We start from the raw sequence: 20,925 nt of genomic DNA, 5'->3' as shown, positions 1-20,925 counted from the left end.
CCCCCCTTCAGACTTCCTCCATCACACCCCAGCTTTTTCCAACCCTGGCTTCGGTACCGATGGGAATGGATAAGGTGTAGGCGTTTTCCATCACTGACTGCACCAGTTTCACCGTTTGCTGCAGTTCGTCCTCGGGCACTTCGAAGATCAACTCGTCGTGCACCTGCAGCAGCATGCGCACTCCCAGGCCGGCTTTTTTGATCTCGACCGGAAGCCTGAGCATCGCCAGTTTGATGATGTCTGCTGCCGTGCCCTGGATGGGGGCATTGATCGCTTCGCGTTCCTCGCGCTGGCGGATGTTGTGCGGCGCACCGCTTTTCAGGTTGGGGAAGTACCGGCGGCGACCCAAGAGGGTCTCAACATAGCCCTGCTGCGCAGCCTGCTTACGGATGCCCTGCAAGTAATTTTTGACCCCCGGGAATTCCTTAAAATAGGCTTCGATAAAATTTTCGGCTTCAGCCAGGGTCAGATCGGTGGCGTTGGTCAGCCCGAAGGCGCTCATCCCATAGATCAGGCCGAAGTTGATCGCCTTGGCATGTCGGCGCATTTCAGGCGTGACTTCCGCCAGGTCGATCCCGTGGACGGCTGCCGCCGTGGTGGAGTGGATATCCTGCCCGGCTCTAAAGGCAGCCAGCATGGCTTCATCCTGCGACATGTGAGCCACGATGCGCAGCTCAATTTGCGAATAATCCACCGACATTAACAACCAGCCCGGTTGGGCAATAAAACCTTCCCGCACCCTTCGACCGATTTCAGTCCGAATGGGGATGTTTTGCAGGTTGGGGTTGGAAGAGGCAATCCGCCCGGTGACGGTGCCCGTCTGGTTAAACGAGGTATGCACGCGCCCGGTATCGGGGTTGACCTGCAAGGGCAATGCATCCACATAGGTGGAACGCAATTTTTCCAGTTCGCGGTATTCCAATACCCAGGCCACCACGGGATGCTGCCCGGTCATCGCCTCTAAAACATCAGCCGCCGTGGAATACAAGCCAGAACTTGTTTTGCGCGCCCGATCGGGCGGTTCAAGCCCGAGCTTATTAAACAGGGCTTCTGAAAGCTGCTGGGTGGAGTTTAAATTAAACGCATATCCCACCGCAGTTTGAATCCGGGCTTCGATCTCTGCCAGTTTACCTTCCAACTCGTGAGAAAAATTTTTAAAGAAAGCGGTATCGAGGCTGAAGCCGACTTCTTCCATTCCAGCCAGCACCGGTACCAGGGGCATTTCCATGGTATCAAAGAGTTTTTGTGCGTTGTGGCTGCCCAATTCATCCCGCAGTTGTGGAATCAAGCGCAGGCAGATGGCCGCGTCCGCTGCAGCGTAACCGGCTGCCTCAGCGATCGGCACCTGGTCCATGGTCTTTTGTCCTCGCCCTTTGCCAATCAGTTCTTCAATCCGGGTCATTTCGTAGCCCAGGCGCACCCAAGCCAGGTTCTTCAAGCCCAGGTTGCGCGAAGCCGGGTTGATCAGCCATTCAGCGACCATCGTATCAAAGGTCAGTGGCTCCACGGTCAGTCCGGCGCGCTTGAGGACTAAATAATCAAATTTCAGGTTGTGACCGACTTTGCCGATGTTTTTGTCCGTCATCGCCCCTGCCAGGGCTTTAAAAACCTCCTCAATGGTCAACTGCTCGCCCTGCTGATGCCCGAGTGGGATGTAGTATCCGTGCTCGGGATCAACTGCCAGTGAAATGCCGACCAACCTGGCGCGCATCGGGTCGGTATCGTTGGTCTCGGTATCAAAGGCGATCTGCTCAGCACCAGAAAGGACCTTTGCCAGTTCTTGCAGCCTTTCGGGTGTATCAACAATCGTCGTTTTCACCAATCCAGGTTGCTCTGAAGCAGGCAGGTTTGATGCGGCCTGGTCAAACAAGTCCATCTGGCCGCTCCGGGTCGCCTGCGGATGCATTTTCCCCACCAGGGTATTCAATTGTTCAACCAGGCTGCGGAATTCCAGCTCGCGGAACAGGTTCTCCACCGCTTTGGGGTTGAAATGGTCAATACGTGCCTGATCTAAATTGACTTTTATGTCCAGGTCGGTAACGATCCGGGCTAATTCACGGCTCATGTAGGCGGACTCCCTGCCCGCCTCCAGGGCGGATTTAGCCCGCCCGGTGATCTCGTCCAGGTGCTCGTAAATGCCATCCAACGACCCGTATTCATTCAGCAGTTTTACAGCCGTTTTTTCACCGATGCCCCTCACGCCAGGGATATTATCGGAGGGGTCGCCGCTCAGGGCTTTTAAATCAACCACCTTTTCAGGTGGCACGCCCATTTTCTCCACCACGTCTTCTGGAAAATAATCTTTAGCCTCCGAGAGCTTGGTGCCCGCCAGGTTAACCACCACCCGGTCGGTGACCAGTTGCAGTAAGTCCTTATCGCCAGTGATGATCTTAACGCCTAGCCCCTGCTCTTCGGCAGCCCAGTGTGCCACGCTGCCCAGCACATCATCGGCTTCGTAATTCTCCAGCTCCAAGCGGGGGATGTTGAAAGCGTCCACAATCTCCCGCATGCGCTCGACCTGCCCGCGCAGGTCATCGGGCATCTTTGCCCGGGTGCCTTTATAGCCTTCATAGATTTCGTGACGGAAGGACTTGCCTTTATCAAAAACCACTGCCAGGTAATCCGGGTTTTCCTGTTGAAAGATACGCATGAGGATGCTGGTAAAGCCATACACGCCCGCGGTGGGCTCACCGCTGTTGGTCTGGAAGGCATTGGAGCGGGTGCCGCCTGCGGTCAGGGCAAAATACGCCCGATACGCCAGACCGTGACCGTCGAGTAAATAAAGGATTGGGGGCATGTTGACTCCTTCAGGCTAGAAAACGGCATTGAACAATTTCATTTTATCCTGATTTTTGCTGAAAACAAAGCCGCACATAGCGTGTATGCACAGGCACACCGTACAGGGCATTCAGGTGTGAAGGCAAAACGTGCTTCGCGGAGGGAGAGAGTCGTAAAGCCCTTTCCGCTTTACAGGAGCTCTTTATATTTTTTTACATACAGGTTTTTTACGATTGTCACCAACACCATATACAGGACAACCGTAATGCCCAAATACACAAAATAAATACTGGGCAGCGGCGCGAGGCCGATCGAGGCGCCAAAACCGGTAAATGGGATGACCGTCAGCACGGCGATTCCGGCAAAGGTGAGGGCAATCAGCTCTGTTGAAGCACGGCTTTGAATGAAAGGGATCTTTGGCGTTCGGATCATATGAATCACCAGGGTCTGACTCCACATTGATTCCACAAACCAGCCCGCCTGGAAGACGGCAATGTACAATGCCATCATTTTTGGATCGGTTAATTGATGAAACAGTAACCCGCCTGTGAACATGGGCGCGATGATAAAGTACATTAATAAATAGGTCGTGATGTCAAACACAGAACTGGTTGGCCCGATCCAGAGCATAAATTTTGTTACCAAGCTGGCATCCCAAGTTCTGGGCTTTTCTAGAAATTCTTTATCGACGTTGTCCCACGGAATGGCAATGCAGGAAAGATCATAAATCAAATTGAGCAAAATCAGGTGCAAAGACGCCATTGGCAGGAAGGGCAGAAATGCGCTCGCCACCAATACAGAAAAAACATTTCCGAAATTCGAAGAGGCTGTCATCTTGATGTACTTAATGATATTCGCATAGGTTTTTCTGCCTTCAAGAATACCATTTTCAAGCACCATTAAATCTTTTTCCAGCAAGATCACATCGGCTGATTCCTTGGCGATATCGACTGCATTGTCAACGGAAATGCCCACATCTGCTGCTTCCAGCGCCCCGGCATCGTTAATGCCATCGCCCATATACCCTACAGAGTGCCCCTTTTCCCGCAAAGCATTGATCAACCTGGATTTTTGTGAAGGCGACATTTTTGCAAAAATTGTTGCCTTTTCTGCCAGATCGCCCAGTTCTTGATCTGAAAGGTCGTCAACGTCTGAACCAATGTAAACTTTGTCGAATTTCATGCCAATTTGTTTACAGACGCTTTTGGCGACTTCTTCATTGTCCCCTGTAACGACCTTCACATTAACGCCATGGGCTTTTAACGCTTCGATAGCGGCAGTTGCGCTTACTTTTGGTGGGTCAAGAAACGCAAGATAGCCAATTAAAACCATGTCGCTCTCATCTTCAATGGAAAATTCACCAACGGGTGAGGGGTTTGTTTTCTGTGAAACCGCGATGACCCGCATGCCATCGCTATTTAACTCCTGAACTTTTTTCAGGACGATTTCCTTCTTTTTCTCGGTAAGTTCAACAACTTCTCCTTTATATTCCACAAAGGTTGAGATGGTCAGCATTTCTTCAACGGCGCCTTTGGTGATCATCTGCCGTTTACCGGTTTCATCTTCGACCACCACGCTCATTCTTCTCCGTTCGAAATCAAATGGAACTTCATCGACTTTCACATAGCGATGTATGCTGCTTTTGATGTTTTCATCATGATCTTTTAATTCCATGGTTTTATTAATGATGGCGATATCCAATAAATTCTTTAAACCCGTCTGGTAATAACTATTTAAAAATCCATGTCGCAGCACCCGGGTGTCGCTGTTGCCATCAATATCTAAGTGGTACTGTAAAATAATTTTGTCTTCGGTAAGGGTTCCTGTTTTATCGGTGCAAAGAATATCAATTGCGCCTAAATTTTGAATTGAGTTTAAATTTTTAATGATTACCTTTTCCTTAGACATCGCGATCGCACCTTTCGCCAGTCCAGCGGTCACAATCATCGGCAACATTTCTGGGGTCAAACCAACCGCAACCGAAATTGCAAACAACAAGGCGCTTAACCAATCCCCTTTTGTGAGGCCGTTGATCACAAAAACAATTGGAACCATCACCATCATAAACCTGATTAAAACCCAGGAGACCGCATTTACGCCCTTTTCAAAGCTGGTAACAATCGGTTCCTTTTTTAATTCCTGAGCAATTCCGCCAAAGATCGTGTCATTGCCGGTGGCAACAACGATTCCCTTTGCGTAACCACTGAGCACGTTGGTGCCCATAAAAGCCAGGTTATTCTTTTCCAGGACAGTGCTGTCATCTTCAATAATTGTTGAAGTTTTTTCTACAGCTTCGCTCTCCCCGGTTAATGCAGCTTGACTGATAAATAAGTCTTTCGCCTGGATGACACGAATATCAGCAGGGATCATATCCCCGGCGGATAAATGCACAATATCACCGACAACGATTTCATCTAAAGGGATTTCTTTCGCCCCTTCACCAATTCTTTCAATGTTCGCGGTGGTTTCAATCATCTCGAGCAGTTTTTCGGCTGCGTTTCCACTTCTAGTCTCCTGAACAAATCGCAGTATTCCCGAAATCAACACCATCGCGACGATGATCAAAACGGTTGTAAAATCTTTTTCGCCCGCACCGGCTAAGATAATATCAGTGAAAGCAGATACGACAGCCAGGGCAATTAGAATCAAAGTGAATGGATTGATAAACGCATCAACCAGCCGTTTGAATACGGAATCACCTTTCTCGTAAGTGACGATATTTTCCCCGTACAGATGTCTGGCGGTTTTTATCTGCTCTTCTGTTTTGCCGCTTTCCGAACTCTCCAGCAGGTCATAGACAATTGGCATCTTGTTTCTGGATGCATCCAAAAGCCTCTGATTGACTTCACCGTTTCTGACGATATCCCCTGGGGCAGCAACGAATGAATTGGTATTGTTTTTGTTCGTCATCGTTTCAACTCCAATATTTTGGGCAGAATGCATTGAAAAAGCACATCCACTCGATTGATTTAGCACTACTGCGGGTGGATCGCGATCGGTGCAACGCATCTCTTTAGCTTATGAAGGCTTATCCATCAAGGCTGTCAGACAGATTTGTGATGCCTACCCTGATTGAGCATAAAAAAGCTCCATGCAAACCCAACAGATGCATAGAGCATAATTCATAAGCAGTCCCGTTTGAGCTTTAACTCTGCGAGGCGATGAAATTACATTCGTTGAAGCCTTAATCGACCACAACTGTTCATACCAGCTCATAGTGTCTCCACTATTTTGCGGCAGTAATCCGTATCCGCGTAGTAGCCTCACCTACCGAGTCGTAATATTTTGTTCAAAAATAAATTTAGCATATATAAATTGGGCTGTCAAGGATTTTCATTTTTCCCGCCGAAAACTTAATAGAACAACACATGTAAGTCTGGCAGGAAAAAAGTGTAGACCGCCGAAAGATGGCGGTGTTTGGCGCCTTTCCGCCCGCACGTCTAAATCCGTTAACCTGACTGATCATATCCTGTTTAAACTGAAAACCAATAGGCAAACAAAAAGGCTGAACGCACTACGTTCAGCCTGATGGCGTCATTTACAACCGCCAGCGCATTAGAATTCCACGTCCTTGATGATCTCATCAATGCGCGCCATCACATCATCGGTGAGACGGTCTTTGATCTCCACAGCTTTCATGTTTTCTTCAACCTGCGAGACCCGCGTTGCGCCGGTGATCACGGTGCTGACGTTCGGATTCTTCAACAGCCAGGCGAGGGACATCTGCGCCAGGCTGACTCCCAGGTCATCCGACACCTCGGTCAGTTTTCGGGCGACCGCTAATTTCTTCTCATCTTCAAATTTCTCTCGCAAAAACGCGTAGGCTTTCAGATCACCCCGACTGCCCTTGGGGATTTTTCCCTCGTTATACTTGCCGGTCAGCAAGCCGCTGTACAACGGGCTCCAGGTGGTTGTGCCGTAACCCAGCTCCTTATACAGCGGTGCATATTCCACTTCAAACCGGTAACGGTGGAGCAAGTTGTATTCGGGTTGTTCCATGCTGGGCGGTCGCAGGCTGTTGCGACGGGCAAAGTCTGTGGCTCGCATGATATCTGCGGCGGACCATTCCGAAGTGCCCCAATAGAAGGCTTTGCCTTCCCGGATGACCTGGTTAAAGGCAAACACCGTTTCTTCGATTGGCGTTTCGGGGTCCGGGCGATGGGCAAAGATCAGGTCAACATACTCCAGATTCAGACGTTTGAGCGCATTGTTGGTGCCTTCGATGATGTGTTTGTAAGAAAGCCCACGGTCGTTAGGCCCATTTCCACCCCAAAAGATCTTGGTCGAGACCAGGTAATCCTTACGCGCCCAGCCCAGCTCCTTGAAGGCTTGACCCATGATGATCTCTGCCTCACCGGCAGCATAAGCCTCAGCATTATCGAAGAAGTTCACACCGGCGTCAAAAGCCGCCGCCATAATCTCCTTGGCTTCCTGTAGACCAAATTGAAATCCGTAAGTCACCCAGGCACCTAGTGAGAGCTCTGAGACTTTAACACCCGCTTTTCCTAAATTTCGATATTCCATTTTTTCTCCTTTATGCGTTCACAGTATCATTTTTGAAGAACATCTCATCTAACGACTCCTTTATTATACGCGCAAAGTAAAGCGGGGGACTGATCCCAACCCCGAACCTGTAACCATGAACCAACCCTGAGCGGGAGATTCAACTGTGAAAAGCCCTTTAAGGGTACATTCCTCCTGCTGTTGCAATCCAGATTTAAAAATGCAAAGCGAATTTCACAATATGTGTGTTCAACCTGTGGTGAGCGTTTTGAAAATTGCTTCGTTCGTTATATAACGTTATTTGTCTTTGGGTGGACTTTGACGTAGCGCTCCCCGCGTTCTGCAAGGATGTCGATAGGGCAATCTCATTTGTTTTTCAAGGCGCCTCTCTTAAGATTTGACAGGCAAAGCACTTTGTGTTAATATATTGATGAAAATCCTTTTATGGAAGCAGTTTCATAAACCCTCAATCAACCCGTTTTGTGCCATGAGTTCGAAATCCAGCCGTACACCCACCATTTACGATGTCGCAAAGGCGGCAGGCGTGTCCATCTCCACCGTTTCGCGGGTGATCAACGCCAGCTCCAGCGTTAGCGATGACACGCGTGAACGCGTCCAGAAGGCAATCGACCGCCTGGCGTTTGTCCCCAAGGCAGAAGCACGCGCCCGGGCAATGAAGGATTTTGCCCGCATTGGCGTGCTGACGCCCTTTTTTACCGCCCCAGCCTTTGTCCAGCGCTTGCGCGGCGTGGCACAAGGGCTGCTTTCAACCCGTTACGAGCTGACCATTTTTACCATTGAATCCCTTGACCACCTGAACTACTACCTGGCGACCCTGCCAGTCACCGGTCACCTGGAGGGTCTGATCTTGCTCTCCTTGCGCGTCAACGATGAATCGGCGAAAAAACTAAAAGATCATGGTCTGGAAACGGTTCTGATCGAGTTTCCCCGGCAAGACCTCAACACAGTCGAAATTGATGATATTGCCGGGGGCGAAATGGCGGCTGAATACCTGATCAGCAAGGGACATCAGCGACTGGCCTTCCTTGGCGACACCACCGACCTGGGTGAATTTGCCATTTTACCGATTACGATGCGGTTGCTCGGATTTCAAAAAGGGATTGAAAAAGCCGGGTTGTCCTTACCGATTGATTTTATCTGTACTTCGCAGTATACCGTCATCGACGCCGAACGTCAGATTGAACCCCTGCTGACCCGACCCGACCGCCCAACTGCTATCTTTTGTGCCACGGATATGCAAGCCCTGGGTGTGCTTAACAAAGCGCGCGCGCTGGGGTTGCGCATCCCGCAGGACCTGGCTGTCCTGGGATTCGACAACCTGGATTTGGCTGACTACGTGGGCTTGAGCACCATCCACCAGTCCCTGGACGAATCCGGGCGGCTGGCCGTTGAAATCCTGCTCTCCCGCATCAAAGATCCCGAGCGTCCCTTGCGACATGTCCGCTTGCCACTCACCATCATTGAACGGCAGACCACGTAAGATAACCGGGTTAAAAACCCATCAATTAAAAAATTGAGCTGATCATTGGTCGGGTTGTGTTACGCTAAGATGACCAACTTATAAAGTTTTAGTGTTAAGAAAGAAGACGAGACACCATGGTTGATGTGATCACCTTAGGCGAATTATTGATCGATTTTGTCCCCACGGTCTCCGGGGTGACGCTCATCGACGCGCCGGCGTTTAAAAAAGCGCCTGGCGGTGCGCCCGCCAACGTGGCAGCAGGGCTGGTGAAACTGGGCGTCTCGAGCGCGTTCCTGGGGAAGGTGGGCAATGACGCCTTCGGTTTGTTTCTAAAAGCAACGCTGGACCAATCAGGCGTGGATACGCGCGGGCTGGTGTTCTCACAGGATGCGCGTACCGCGCTGGCTTTCGTCTCGTTGCGGGCTGATGGCGAACGTGAATTTATGTTTTATCGGCACCCCAGCGCAGACATGCTTTTTTCGCCGGAAGAAGTCGCTGTGGATCTCATTCGAGCGGCAAAAATCCTTCACATCGGGTCGATCAGCCTGATCAGTGAACCCTCCAGGAGTGCCACGCTGACCGCTTTGAAGGTTGCCCGCCAACAGGGTCTTCTTGTATCCTATGACCCTAATTTGCGCCTGATGCTGTGGCCTGATGCCCCGGCTGCAAAAAAGGGCATTTTGAGCATTTGGGAGCAGGCGCACCTGGTTAAGGTCAGTGTGGAAGAGCTTTTTTTTCTGACCGGTGTGGAAGATCTCGACCGGGCTGTGGAAGCGCTCTGGCATGATGATTTGCGTTTGTTCGTGGTGACCCTGGGGGCGGATGGCTGCCGGTATTACACACCCCGAATCAAGGGACAGGTGCAGGGCTTTAACGTCCAGGCGGTCGACACAACGGGTGCCGGCGATGGATTTGTCGCCGGTCTGTTGATGGGTCTGCTCAATCACCCGGCAGCCTGGCATGAAGACCATGTGCTCAGGGATGTCTGCCGAGTGGCGAATGCCGTCGGTGCGCTGACCACTACACAACGCGGGGCGATCCCGGCTTTGCCCACCAAATCGCAGGTGGAGGCATTCTTGCAGGCTGCTGAACCCGGCTATGAGGGACCTACGAATAAGGCATCATTGGGTTGATGGTGAAAACAATGTCTGAGCACGAGCCAATTTTTTTAGCACAACGTACATTAGAAAGGCTGCAGCCGCGACTGGAAACTGAATTTTCGGCGTATGCTGCGCAAAACCCCCGGGCGTGGGGGCAATTTCAAACCCGCTTGAAGCAGCATTTTCCGCGTTTATTTCAAATCCTGCTGCACCTTTACGGCAACCAGTACGATTTTTTCTATCACATTGAAGTTCTGCTGCGATTGATGGCGCATGCCTGGACTGCGAGGGACGCTGAACTGCAGGCGCTGGATGCTGCCCGCGAGGAACACCCGAACTGGTTTCAGAGCCATCAGATGCTGGGCGGCGTGTGTTATACCGATCTTTTTGCTGGCAACCTGGCAGGCATTCGTGAAAAAATTCCCTATTTCAAGACACTTGGTCTGACCATCCTGCACTTAATGCCCTTGTTTAAAAGCCCCGAGGGCGAAAATGATGGCGGTTACGCCATCAGCAGCTATCGGGAAGTCGATCCACGGCTGGGCACTATGGAAGAACTGCGTGCACTGGCTAAAGAATTGCGCGCCGAAGGCATCAGCCTGGTGCTTGACTTTGTGTTCAACCACACCTCCAGCGAACATGAGTGGGCTGTCAAGGCGCGGGCTGGCAACCCGGTCTACCAGGATTATTACCGCATGTACCCCAACCGCCAGATGCCCGACGCCTATGAAGCTCACCTGCGCGAAATTTTTCCTGATGAGCACCCGGGTGCATTTACTTATTTTGACGATATCGACCAATGGGTATGGACCACTTTCCACAGCAATCAGTGGGACCTCAATTATGCCAACCCGGAAGTTTTCAACCAGATGGCCAATGAGATGCTCTTTTTAGCCAACCAGGGGGTGGAAGTCTTACGCCTGGATGCAGTGGCCTTCATCTGGAAAGAGCTGGGAACCACCTGCGAAAACCTGCCCGAAGCGCACATGCTGATCCAGGCATTCAATGCTATTGCCAGGATTGCCGCGCCCGCCCTGCTCTTTAAGTCAGAAGCAATTGTGCACCCCGATGAAGTGGCTAAATATATTCATTCTGAGGAATGCCAGCTATCTTACAACCCCCTGTTGATGGCGCTGCTGTGGAACAGCCTGGCTACCCGTGAGGTAGATCTTCTGCATTACTCAATGTCTAACCGGTTTGCGCTTCCACCGGGATGCGCCTGGGTCAACTATGTGCGCTGCCACGATGACATCGGCTGGACTTTTTCCGATGAAGATGCCAGCGCTTTGGGCATCAACGCCTTTGACCACCGTCAATTTCTGAACGCATTTTTCACCGGTGTCTTTGAGGGCAGCTTTGGGCGCGGTTTGCCCTTTCAGGAAAACCCAAAAACTCGCGACGCCCGCATCTCCGGCACCTGTGCCTCTCTGGCTGGTTTAGAAAAAGCCATCACCGAAGAGACCGAGGTTGAGGTCGATATCGCCATCCGCCGGATTTTGCTGATCCACAATGTGATCCTTTCCATTGGTGGGATACCGCTGATCTACCTGGGAGATGAGGTGGGAACCCTCAACGATTACTCCTATCGCCAGAACCCGGCTAAAGCCGATGATAGCCGCTGGGTGCACCGCCCGGAAGCTGACCCGGAACTTTATGCCCTCAGCACCGATGAGAGCACGATCTCCGGAAAAATATTTCACGGTTTAAGAAACCTGATTGAGCTCAGGAAATCAACGCCCATAATTCAACAGGGGCTGCCTGAGTTTATCGATTCAGGCAACCCGCACGTGTTTGCCTATCGCCATGCGGACGAAGCAACGAATATTTTGTTCCTGAATAACTTCAGCGATCAACCTCAGACCGTATCAAACAATGTGCTGCGGCTGTGCAACCTGGCGTTCCCCCTCGTGGACATGGTCAGCGGAACCGTGATAAATGGCGACTCCGTCCTATCCCTGGCGCCCTGTCAATACCTGTGGTTGCAGTCAGAATCATAGGTGGGACAGGAAATTGAACCCTTTGATGTTTGTTTTCTTTTGAACCCTATCAGGGAGACCAGACCGGATGATAATCCGGACCGGGGTGATCAGTCAGTTGGATCAAGTTGGCGCTGGGAAAAGACATGACATAAATATCTTCAAGGATGTTAAAATACCAGTATTCAAACGCCAGCCAGTAACCGTCCGGCGACACATCCACATGATCCATCAGGGGAATGTAATCCAGTTTCATCATGGGGATAATATTGTTTTCTAATGCATGACCTATATCTTCGACTCTCATCCCGTAAATCTGCTTGGAAGCGCTGCCTTCGCCAAAAGATTGACTGAAAAGAATCAGGCTGCCATCGTAATACCAGGTGGGGTTGGTGTTATCAATCCTACCTGACCGCGTGAACTGAACTTGATTTTTGCCATTCGGATCCATCAGCCAGATCTGATCCACACCCCGGTTGCGAACAAAAGCCAGTTGTGTTCCATCTGGCGACCAGGCAGGCGAAGAATCGCGATAACTGCCGTCAGAAAGCCTGAGGGGCTTGAGCTCATTGATGTTAATTTTTGCCAGTTGTTCTCGTTTGTTGATGAGGGTGGTATAGGCAATCCATTCGCCATCCGGTGACCAGGCCGGGTCAAAATCTCCCTCCAAAGAGGGGGGTAGAGAGTGTATTTCGCCGCTGGCAATATCGATAATCATTAACCGGGAACCAGGGTAGCTTGCCCGTTTTGACATGCAGGGCGACGTAAACACGATGTGTTCCCCGCTGGGAGACCAATCAGGCTGGCAAGCGCCGTCATCCAGGTCGGTGAGCTGGGTTGTCTCCTTACTGGACACGTCAATCAGCCAAATTTGAGGGATGCCCGAGCGCTCCGAGACAAATGCCAGCAATCGAGCGCCGCCGCCTATGGACGTGGGAGCAGGGTCGAAACCGGGTTCGGTTTCTGTCAAGATGATTTCTTCATTCGGGGGGGCGACTGTATTCACAATAATCGGTTCTGCTGTGGGTAACGGGAGCGCTACCATCTCATTTTGATGATCCACATCGATTTGCATCGTGGTGGGTTGCGGATCGATCGTTATGAGTCCATGCAAACCCTGCGGCCTGAGAAGCGTAAAACCAAGCAAAGCCCCCAATACAACAATGACGGTAGCAAAAATATACCGGCCCGGATCGCGTTTAGAAAACGGTTTTTTTGACTTGATCCGGTCAATCAACGAGGCACCTTGTTTTTTCAACTCTTTGCGAGAAGATGACGCCGAGGTTGACATCTGATCAAGGGATGTCAGGCGGGTGTCTTTCTGCTTATCTGCGGGGAGGGCATTGCGGGCGGTGATCAGCGCGGCTTTCATCTCAGCAGCCGATTGCCAGCGGTCTTCACAGCGCAGGTTGAGCGCTGTTTTGACTGCCTTCACGGTCAGGCGGGTGAGCCCCGGTTGATATCCCAGCAATGGTGATAGTTGTGCTTTGCCCAGCGCCCGTTCCCGGCTGTTTTCAGGCGGATATCCGCCCAGGGCAGTGTACAGAGTCCCACCCAGGGAGAAGATGTCCGACCGCTGATCGAGCCCTTCGTCAGAAAAACACTCTGGTGCGATAAATCTGTGGTTCTTTACTTGCGTGGAGGTGCTTTTGCACTGGCTTTGCAAATAATCATCATCAATTCCCAAATCCAGCAGCATGATCTCATCAAAGGGTGAGATTTTGATGTTTTTGGGCGCAATTCCGTTATGGAGGATGGGCGGATCCTGGCTGTGCAAATAAATTAAAGCATTGCAAATGGCAATCCCAACCTGCAAGGCTTCCATTTCAGTCAACTCTCCCGCTTCAGACAACCATTGCCGCAAATCCTGCCCTTCGATGTACTCCCCCACCAGGTACAGTCCCTGACCTTCAATCAGGAAATAATTATAAACTCTTGCGATATTGGGATGCCGGAGTGAAGCCAGAACCCTGGCGCCGCGTTGAAAATGCTGAGCATCGTCTTCTGAACGATAAGCACGTTCCTTAATCACCACGCTGATATCCAGTTTTTCATCAACGGCGCGGTATATGACCCCGATAGCCCCCTGCCCGAGGATGTCAAGAATGCGGTAGCGATCGCGTAAGAGATAACCGTTTTTCAAGGTCATTGCACTAATTAATCATCTGATCGTATCGAAAAAATCGATATCTATCGTTATACAGTTAATTGTAAACGATAAAATACGCTATAATTTGTTTGTATTTACGGAATCGGCTTATGTTGAAAATTGATATTCAATCAACGGTTTTTACCGCGGTAATCATCATGGGGGTTGCCGCTATTTTAACATTGATTTTCGGCATCAACCATCTGACCAAAGGACGCAAAATACCTTTCTTTGGAAAGCGGCAAGCCCGCATGCGCCGCGGCTGGCGGTTGATCATCATCTCGATCCTGTTAATTCCCCTGGCTTGGGTAACCCTCAATTACGCTGAACCGATGGTGTATGTGTTTATTACGCCTTCACCCACCATCACTCAGACGCCGACCGTTACCGTCACGCCCAGCATCACCATCACACCTTCGATTACGCTGACACCCACCATCACTGACACACCCTCGATCACCAGCACGCCCAGCTTGCCCCCTGAAGTGGAAAGCAAAAGTGAATCTGAGGTTCCTCCCAACCCCGATGCCCTGTTCAGCCCGATTGTTTTCGCCCGACGGGTGGATGAGGACTGGCAGCCGATTGACCCGGCAGAGGAATTTGATAACCCGGTTGGCCAACTGTTTGGCACCTTCAGTTATAACAATATGGCGGTTGGCTCACAATGGAGCGCACTCTGGTATTGGGAGGGCGAACTGGTGCACTTTCAAACCCGTCCCTGGCTCGATGGCACCGGCGGTTACGGTTATACCAATTGGGAGCCCCCCGATCAACATTGGCGACCGGGCACCTATGAAGTGCAGATTTTCGTAGGCACACAGTGGAAGGTTACAGGATATTTTACCGTTCTCGGTGAAATTGTGACCTCAACGGTTACACCATCTCCCACATGGACGCAATCGCCCACGGCGTCTTTGCCGCCCACACAGACCGATACCCCCACCCGCACGCCCACAAGCACGCCCACGGTGACCCCCTCACAAACGCGCTGGCCGACAGCCACCAACACCATGACACCGACGATGACCCGGCGCCCCTGACCATAATCAACACAGACGCTGTCTAAAAATTGGTAAAACCTTGAGTCGCATGGAGCGCTTTAGAAACCTGCGCAGCAACGCTGGCATTATTCTTCAGCAATGCCAGGTTCGCACGCAGGCTTTCACCACCTGTCAGTTCGCTGACGCGCTGCAGTAAGAAGGGCGTGGCCGCCGCACCGTGGATTCCTGCCGTTTCCGCCTGTGCCAGCGCAGCCTGGATGGCGTCTTCGATTTCATCGGCGGGCATCGATACCGCTTCAGGCGGCGGTACCACCAGCAGCACTGCGCTGCGCAGGCCGGCTTTCCAGGTCGCCAGTGCGATCTGGGCGGCGGCTTCGGGGGTATCGACGCGCTGATCGACGCTCAACCCAGTGCTGCGGGTGAAGAACCCGGGAAATTCATCGGTCTGGTAGCCGATCACCGGCACCCCCCGGGTTTCCAGCACCTCACGGGTGGCTGGCAGGTCGAGAATTGCCTTGGCGCCGGCGCATACCACCACCACGGGTGACCTACCCAGTTGAACTAAATCGGCTGAGATGTCGAAGACTGATCCGCGGTGCACTCCGCCGATCCCGCCGGTGGCAAATACACGAATGCCCGCCTGCGCGGCTGCGTACAGCGTGGCTGCGACGGTTGTGCCCCCGCTCAGTTTGCCAGCCAGGGCGATGCCGAGGTCGCGCAGACTGATCTTGCGGGGCGCTTCCATCTCCGCCAGTGCGCTGATCTGCGCCTCGCTCAGCCCGACGTGGACTTTGCCCTCCAGCAGGGCGATGGTGGCGGGCGTGGCGCCCTGGGCGCGCACCTCGGCTTCGACATCCCGGGCGAGGGCAAGGTTGTGCGGGTGGGGTAAGCCGTGGGTGATCACCGCCGATTCCAGCGCCACAACGGGCAAGCCCAGGTTGAGCGCCTGCAGCAGGTCGGGGGAGAGGACAAAAGAGGGGGGCAAGGGGTCGTTCATCAGGTGTTGATCCTTTTTGCAAGAAGTTATTTCAGTCAATGATTATAGTTCGATTGTAAAGCATGATTTTGCCGCGTACGAATCATATGGGGAAAATGTGACAAAACCCGCTGATTTTGCCAGGCGCATCCTCAGCGCTGGCCGCGCACCCACATTCCCATCCCATCGCTGCTGACCCGCACCCAGCCGTGGACTTGCCTGCTGACCAGCGGGTAGCCGGTCAACGCCGCCTGCAGGGGGAGCGCATCCGCTTCTGTGGCGGAAAGCAGGATCACTTCAGGCGCCCAGAGCGTGATTTGCTCCAGGGGAAGGTCATCCACGTTCAGACCCGCGGGCAGGAACAGCGCATTCGGCGGTGCAGGCAGATGATCCCAGCATTCGCCGACCTTGCCCGTGGGAATCACCGCGTGGAAATTTTCCCAGGTCAGCCACAGCAGGGCGCCGCGCTCGCCCGCCCACAGGATTTCAATCCGCAACCCTTCTCCGGCACCCACAACAGCACCCGCGCTTGCAGGCTGAGCTGGCACGCCCTGGTCAGCCAACAGGGCAACCACAGTACGGCTGGTCTGGTTGACTTCCGGGTCCACAGCCCACAGGGCCATATCAATCGGTACTTTCTTGATCACGCTGATCAGCCCGAGCAGATCTTCACGGGCATTGCTGCCGATGATCAACAGGTCCAGATGGCGCCCCCCGCTCGGGAGCATCTCGCCCAGCGCCTGGTTGAGCGCCGACCCGCTCTCACCCCCACCGATCAACACGGACCCTCCCGACGGGGTTTGCACCAGCAGCGTCCCCCGGTCATCCAGCAGGGTCAAATGCAAACGACCATCTGGCGCACTTAAAACCCGATTCCACACAAGCACGGTCAGGCCTGCCAGCATCAGCAAGCCAACCTGTGGAGAAAAAATTTTCTTAAGGGTTAACCTGCGCGCCCCAGGGGGAAGGAGCGTCAACAGGAACAAAACGGCATAAAACACCACCAACCACAGGACATGAAAGGAGGGGTATGCCACTTCGCTGCCGGGCAGGCGCGCCAGCCAGGTTACCATGCGGATGGTGTAGCGCGTAAAGGGCAGAGCGATGATCGCCAGAACCTGCCCCATCCCGGGCAGGGCCAATCCTGTCAGCAGGGCTAGCCCGCCCAACACCATCACCAGGGATTGCGGTGGCAGGATCAGAGGGTTTGCCAGCAAGGTAATCCAGGACACGCCCCCGAAATGGTAAATCATAATCGGCAGGGTCATCACCTGGGCAGCCAGGGTAAAGAGCAAAAATTCGCTCACCGGACCCACCAGCTTTTGGGCTTTTTCTTCTGATATCCTCCGAGCAGCGAACTGAACAAACCACTCTTCCAGGGGTTGTGCGTACAACACCAACCCCAATGTTGCCGCGGTGGAGAGCTGAAAGCCGACGTCCCAGGGCAGGTTCGGGTTGATCAGCGCCATACCCAGGGCAGCCAGGCCCAGGCTGTTGAGCCCGTTTTGTCGGCGACCGAACATCCCGCCCAGCACCCCCATGGCACCCATGATCGCCGCCCTTACAACGCCCGCATCCCCACCGACAAAGACTGCATAGGCTGAGATAGCCGACACAGCCGCCAGCGCGCCCCACCTGCGTCCCAGCAGGCGCGTGAAGGTAGCAGAAAATAAACCCGCCAGGATGGCAATATTGAACCCCGAAATGGCGATAATATGCGCTGTACCCGTGCGGCGGAAGGCAGCCTGCAATTCAGGCGAAAGGCCCTGATCACGCCCGAGCAGGATGCCCGCCAGCAGGTCAGCCTCCGGAGAGGGGAACAGGGTTTGCAATGTGGCAACCGCACGGTCGTGCAGGGTGAAGAGCGCCGCTTTGATGGGGTTGCCCCGGTCGAATTCCACCCGGTTAACCCGGGGATTGGTCATCAGGCTTCCGATGCCTTTGCGAGCCAAAAAATCCTGAAAGGAAAAATCATCGCCATCGGGTGGCGTGCGCAACTGACCGGTAACGCTGATGCGCATCCCGTAAGCCCAGGCGCTGCCGGGCTGCATCTGCACCAGCACCCCGCCGGAGATTTCAGCGGGGTTCACCTGTTGTGCAAACCCGCCCAGGACTTCCAAAGATTCCACTGCTACGGTCAGGTTGGTCACAGCATCACGAAAATCAGGCGGCTTGATCACCGTTCCCACCATCTGGACCGTGCCGCGGTCATTGTAATAGGCGGCGTGCTGAGGTGTGATCGCGGGCTGTGCTGCGGCATAGCGCCAGCCACCCAGGCACAGGGCGACAGCTAAAATCGCACCCGGCAGGCGTTGATCGACCCGCGTTAGGCGGCGCAGGTGATGGGTCAGGGCTAAGCGCTCGGGCAGGCGCCAGGCTAAAATCAGCGCCAGGAGGCACAACAAGAACCCCGCCAGCCAGCCCCAGGCGGGGATTGCGACCCGATCTGCCAGCAGGATGCCGCCCATGCTGGCTAATGCCAGCCAGAAAAAGGGCAAAAAGCCCTGGAAAGGTGAGCGTTTTACGGGTTGTTGCGGGGACGGCGCTGGCATGGCACCTCTTTCGCAAAGTGAGCTAAATCGGGGTCAGCAGTCTAATTTTATCAAAGATATGGCCTTGTGCGGTTGGAGGCGCAAATTATGGATCGAAACAGCCTTGTGATGAGATTCCCTGGGGGGTTAAAGAGTGCTGAATAATGGGATGTAAGGGCAACCACGGCTCAATGCCCTTGCAGGGCACAGGGCGTGCTACGCGAAGGGTTGCCCCTAGGAATTGATATAATATTCGATTGAATCGTGTTAAATAAAATTTTAAAACGATTCATGCGCCCATTATTTAACATCATTCGTTTTTACACACGCTCTTTTTTTAATCACACAAACACAACAATCCCCATTTATAAGAAGTAAAACCGCTGGTAAGATCAGCATCCCAGCCAGCGGTCTTAAAATTATTATTTGTAGCGATTCTTGCTAAGCCCCGCCGCGTTCGGCGCGCACTGCAGCTAGCACCTCCAGCATCTTTTGGTGGATCACCGGGTTGGCGCACACAACGGTTGACGGAGTTTGCAGGTAATCCGGGTTGCCGTACAGATCTGTCACGACGCCGCCAGCCTCCTGCACCATTAAGGTTCCTGCGGCGATGTCCCACGGATTAGTGCTCACCTCCCAGAACCCGTCGAGGCGCCCGGCAGCCACGTAGACCATATCCAGCGCTGCTGAACCCAATCTCCGCACAGCCTGTGTACGGGCGTTAAACTGGAGGAAATTTCCCACATTATCATCGGGCGAATCCTCTGCTTCGTTGGGGAAGCCGGTCACCAGCATGCAGTCCACCAATTGCGTGTACTGCGACACCTGGAGAGGAGCTCCATTAAGGGTTGCACCCAAACCACGCTGAGCCGAAAACAGTTCCCCGAGTTCGGGGTCATACACCACGCCCAGGGTCAGCTCGTCTCGATAGGCATAACCGATCGAGACCGTATATAAGGGCACCCCGTGGGCATAGTTGACGGTGCCGTCCAGGGGGTCGATGAACCATTGGTGCTCCTTCGAGCCCTCCGACTTGCCTGATTCCTCAGCGATGATGGCGTGCCCGGGAAAGGCCTGCTGGATGGCATCGATCAAATAGCGCTCCGATGCATAGTCCGCCTGGGTGACCAGGTCCCGGCTGCTTTTGTGGGCAATGCCCAAATCTTCACGTTTAAAATTCTTCAAAATAGCACCCGCGTTGACAGCAATCTGGTTAACGAAATCGAGGGTGGGGTTCATAGCGAGGTTCCTTTCATGCTTTTGATTCGATCAAGGCTTCATTGTAGCACATGCGCAGCGTGTGCATGGTGAAGAGGCATTTAGAATCAGTCATTGGAAATTGGTCCTGCCTGTATTGCGGTTGTTTTCGGGTCACTTTTCAGGGAGGTTTGTGTATAATCGTCAGTGCAACCAGCGGTTTGAAACACTGCAACCTCATTTTGATATATTCTGTTCTGAACGAGCCATAAACCCAATTCCTGATCACCTTTTATCATGATTACCCTGCGCCTCGACAAAGTCACTTTCTCATATCCTTCCACGCCCATCTTTAGCGATGCCTCGTGTGAAATCCAGCAGGGCTGCTATGGGTTGATCGGCCCCAATGGCAGCGGAAAGACCACCCTGTTAAAACTGATCCTTGGCGAGCTGAAGCCGGACGCAGGTGTGGTGTTGATCGATAAGCGCATGAACGTTGCCTATATGGCACAGGAAGTTGCCCTCGACCCCGAACAACCTGCGTCTGAAGCCGTACGCCAGGGTGCGGGGCGGGTTCTGGCGCTTGAGATCCAGCTGGCTGAACTGGAAGCAAAATTTGCTCATCCTGAATATTATGCAGACGAAAAGCGCCTGGCGCGCTTGATCGAACAACATGAACGCGCCCTGAGCGCCTATCACGAACTGGGCGGTTCCGGGCTTGAGGGCCAGGTGAAAGCCCTGCTGACCAGCATCGGCTTTAAAGACCATGAGCTGAACCTGCCGGTTAAAAACCTCAGCGGGGGACAGAGGAAATTGCTAGGCCTGGCGCGCATCATCCTTAGCCGTCCAGATATCCTTTTGCTGGATGAACCGGACAATCACCTCGACATTCCCTCCTGCGAATTGCTTGAGGATGCCCTGCTGGATTTCAACGGCACCCTGCTGGCAATCTCCGATGACTGGTATTTCCTCGATCGAATTGCTAACCGGATCATCGAGTTGCACGGTGATGGATTAAGTGAATATTCAGGAAATTATTCGGATTACGAAATTCAACGTTTGTCGCCAGACGCCCCCAATTAAATTGCCGAGCGCCAGGGAAGCCGGGCCTGGCGCTCTTCAGAAGGAGAAGAAAAGTGTGTTTGCTGAGGTTATTGTAGCATTTGAGCGGCGTCTCTACTTGACGGCTCTCCTACGATCACCCTACGTACGCCCTCTAAAACAGGTTTTT

General features: G+C 52.9%; 12 protein-coding genes and 1 riboswitch. Of the genes, 5 read left to right on the top strand and 7 right to left on the bottom strand.

Annotated elements, in window-relative coordinates; translation table 11 throughout:
* Window positions 1-7: 7 nt before the first annotated feature.
* The 3 genes from polA to CFX1CAM_RS11170 form a co-directional block, all read right to left on the bottom strand.
* Complete coding sequence (gene polA / locus CFX1CAM_RS11180; protein ID WP_087863181.1) at window positions 8-2,797, bottom strand: DNA polymerase I; 2,790 nt, start codon at window positions 2,795-2,797, stop codon at window positions 8-10.
* Between the two features lie 170 nt (window positions 2,798-2,967).
* Window positions 2,968-5,688: a magnesium-translocating P-type ATPase gene (mgtA, locus tag CFX1CAM_RS11175; RefSeq protein WP_087863180.1), complete on the bottom strand. Its 2,721-nt coding sequence runs from the start codon at window positions 5,686-5,688 to the stop codon at window positions 2,968-2,970.
* Between the two features lie 216 nt (window positions 5,689-5,904).
* Window positions 5,905-6,060, bottom strand: a riboswitch (M-box (ykoK) riboswitch).
* 273 nt (window positions 6,061-6,333) lie between these two features.
* Window positions 6,334-7,302: a potassium channel beta subunit family protein gene (locus CFX1CAM_RS11170; RefSeq protein ID WP_087863179.1), complete on the bottom strand. Its 969-nt coding sequence runs from the start codon at window positions 7,300-7,302 to the stop codon at window positions 6,334-6,336.
* A 466-nt stretch (window positions 7,303-7,768) separates the two neighbouring features.
* Between CFX1CAM_RS11170 and CFX1CAM_RS11165 the strand changes: the two genes are divergently transcribed.
* The 3 genes from CFX1CAM_RS11165 to CFX1CAM_RS11155 all read left to right on the top strand — a co-directional run bounded on the left by CFX1CAM_RS11165 (window position 7,769) and on the right by CFX1CAM_RS11155 (window position 11,861).
* Window positions 7,769-8,782 carry a LacI family DNA-binding transcriptional regulator gene (locus CFX1CAM_RS11165; protein ID WP_162287689.1) on the top strand — a complete coding sequence of 338 codons (1,014 nt, stop codon included), beginning with the start codon at window positions 7,769-7,771 and terminating at the stop codon, window positions 8,780-8,782.
* A gap of 116 nt (window positions 8,783-8,898) precedes the next feature.
* Window positions 8,899-9,897, top strand: coding sequence for a PfkB family carbohydrate kinase (locus CFX1CAM_RS11160; RefSeq protein WP_087863177.1), 999 nt, complete (start codon window positions 8,899-8,901; stop codon window positions 9,895-9,897).
* A gap of 11 nt (window positions 9,898-9,908) precedes the next feature.
* Window positions 9,909-11,861, top strand: coding sequence for an alpha-amylase family glycosyl hydrolase (locus CFX1CAM_RS11155; RefSeq protein ID WP_087863176.1), 1,953 nt, complete (start codon window positions 9,909-9,911; stop codon window positions 11,859-11,861).
* Window positions 11,862-11,910: 49 nt separating this feature from the next.
* Here the strand turns inward: CFX1CAM_RS11155 and CFX1CAM_RS11150 are convergent, their stop codons facing one another.
* Window positions 11,911-13,989: a protein kinase domain-containing protein gene (locus CFX1CAM_RS11150; protein WP_087863174.1), complete on the bottom strand. Its 2,079-nt coding sequence runs from the start codon at window positions 13,987-13,989 to the stop codon at window positions 11,911-11,913.
* A 110-nt stretch (window positions 13,990-14,099) separates the two neighbouring features.
* Between CFX1CAM_RS11150 and CFX1CAM_RS11145 the strand changes: the two genes are divergently transcribed.
* On the top strand, window positions 14,100-15,029 hold the full coding sequence (locus CFX1CAM_RS11145) for a hypothetical protein (protein ID WP_087863172.1): 930 nt from the start codon (window positions 14,100-14,102) through the stop codon (window positions 15,027-15,029).
* 22 nt (window positions 15,030-15,051) lie between these two features.
* Here the strand turns inward: CFX1CAM_RS11145 and CFX1CAM_RS11140 are convergent, their stop codons facing one another.
* The 3 genes from CFX1CAM_RS11140 to CFX1CAM_RS11130 all read right to left on the bottom strand — a co-directional run bounded on the left by CFX1CAM_RS11140 (window position 15,052) and on the right by CFX1CAM_RS11130 (window position 19,736).
* Window positions 15,052-15,987, bottom strand: a complete 936-nt coding sequence (locus CFX1CAM_RS11140; protein ID WP_173745461.1) for a pseudouridine-5'-phosphate glycosidase — start codon at window positions 15,985-15,987, stop codon at window positions 15,052-15,054.
* A gap of 131 nt (window positions 15,988-16,118) precedes the next feature.
* A complete protein-coding gene (locus CFX1CAM_RS11135) occupies window positions 16,119-18,518 on the bottom strand; it encodes a ComEC/Rec2 family competence protein (RefSeq protein WP_087863170.1) in 2,400 nt (799 codons plus the stop codon).
* Window positions 18,519-18,938: 420 nt separating this feature from the next.
* Entirely contained in the window at window positions 18,939-19,736 is a 798-nt protein-coding gene (locus CFX1CAM_RS11130) for an inositol monophosphatase family protein (protein WP_087863168.1), read from the bottom strand.
* Window positions 19,737-19,991: 255 nt separating this feature from the next.
* Between CFX1CAM_RS11130 and CFX1CAM_RS11125 the strand changes: the two genes are divergently transcribed.
* Window positions 19,992-20,777 (top strand): ATP-binding cassette domain-containing protein, encoded by a 786-nt coding sequence (locus CFX1CAM_RS11125; protein ID WP_087863166.1) that lies wholly within the window; start codon window positions 19,992-19,994, stop codon window positions 20,775-20,777.
* Window positions 20,778-20,925 lie beyond the last annotated feature (148 nt).

This window comes from Brevefilum fermentans, from assembly GCF_900184705.1.
GTDB classification, from domain to species: domain Bacteria; phylum Chloroflexota; class Anaerolineae; order Anaerolineales; family Anaerolineaceae; genus Brevifilum; species Brevifilum fermentans.
This window is presented reverse-complemented; position numbering and strand designations above follow the sequence as displayed.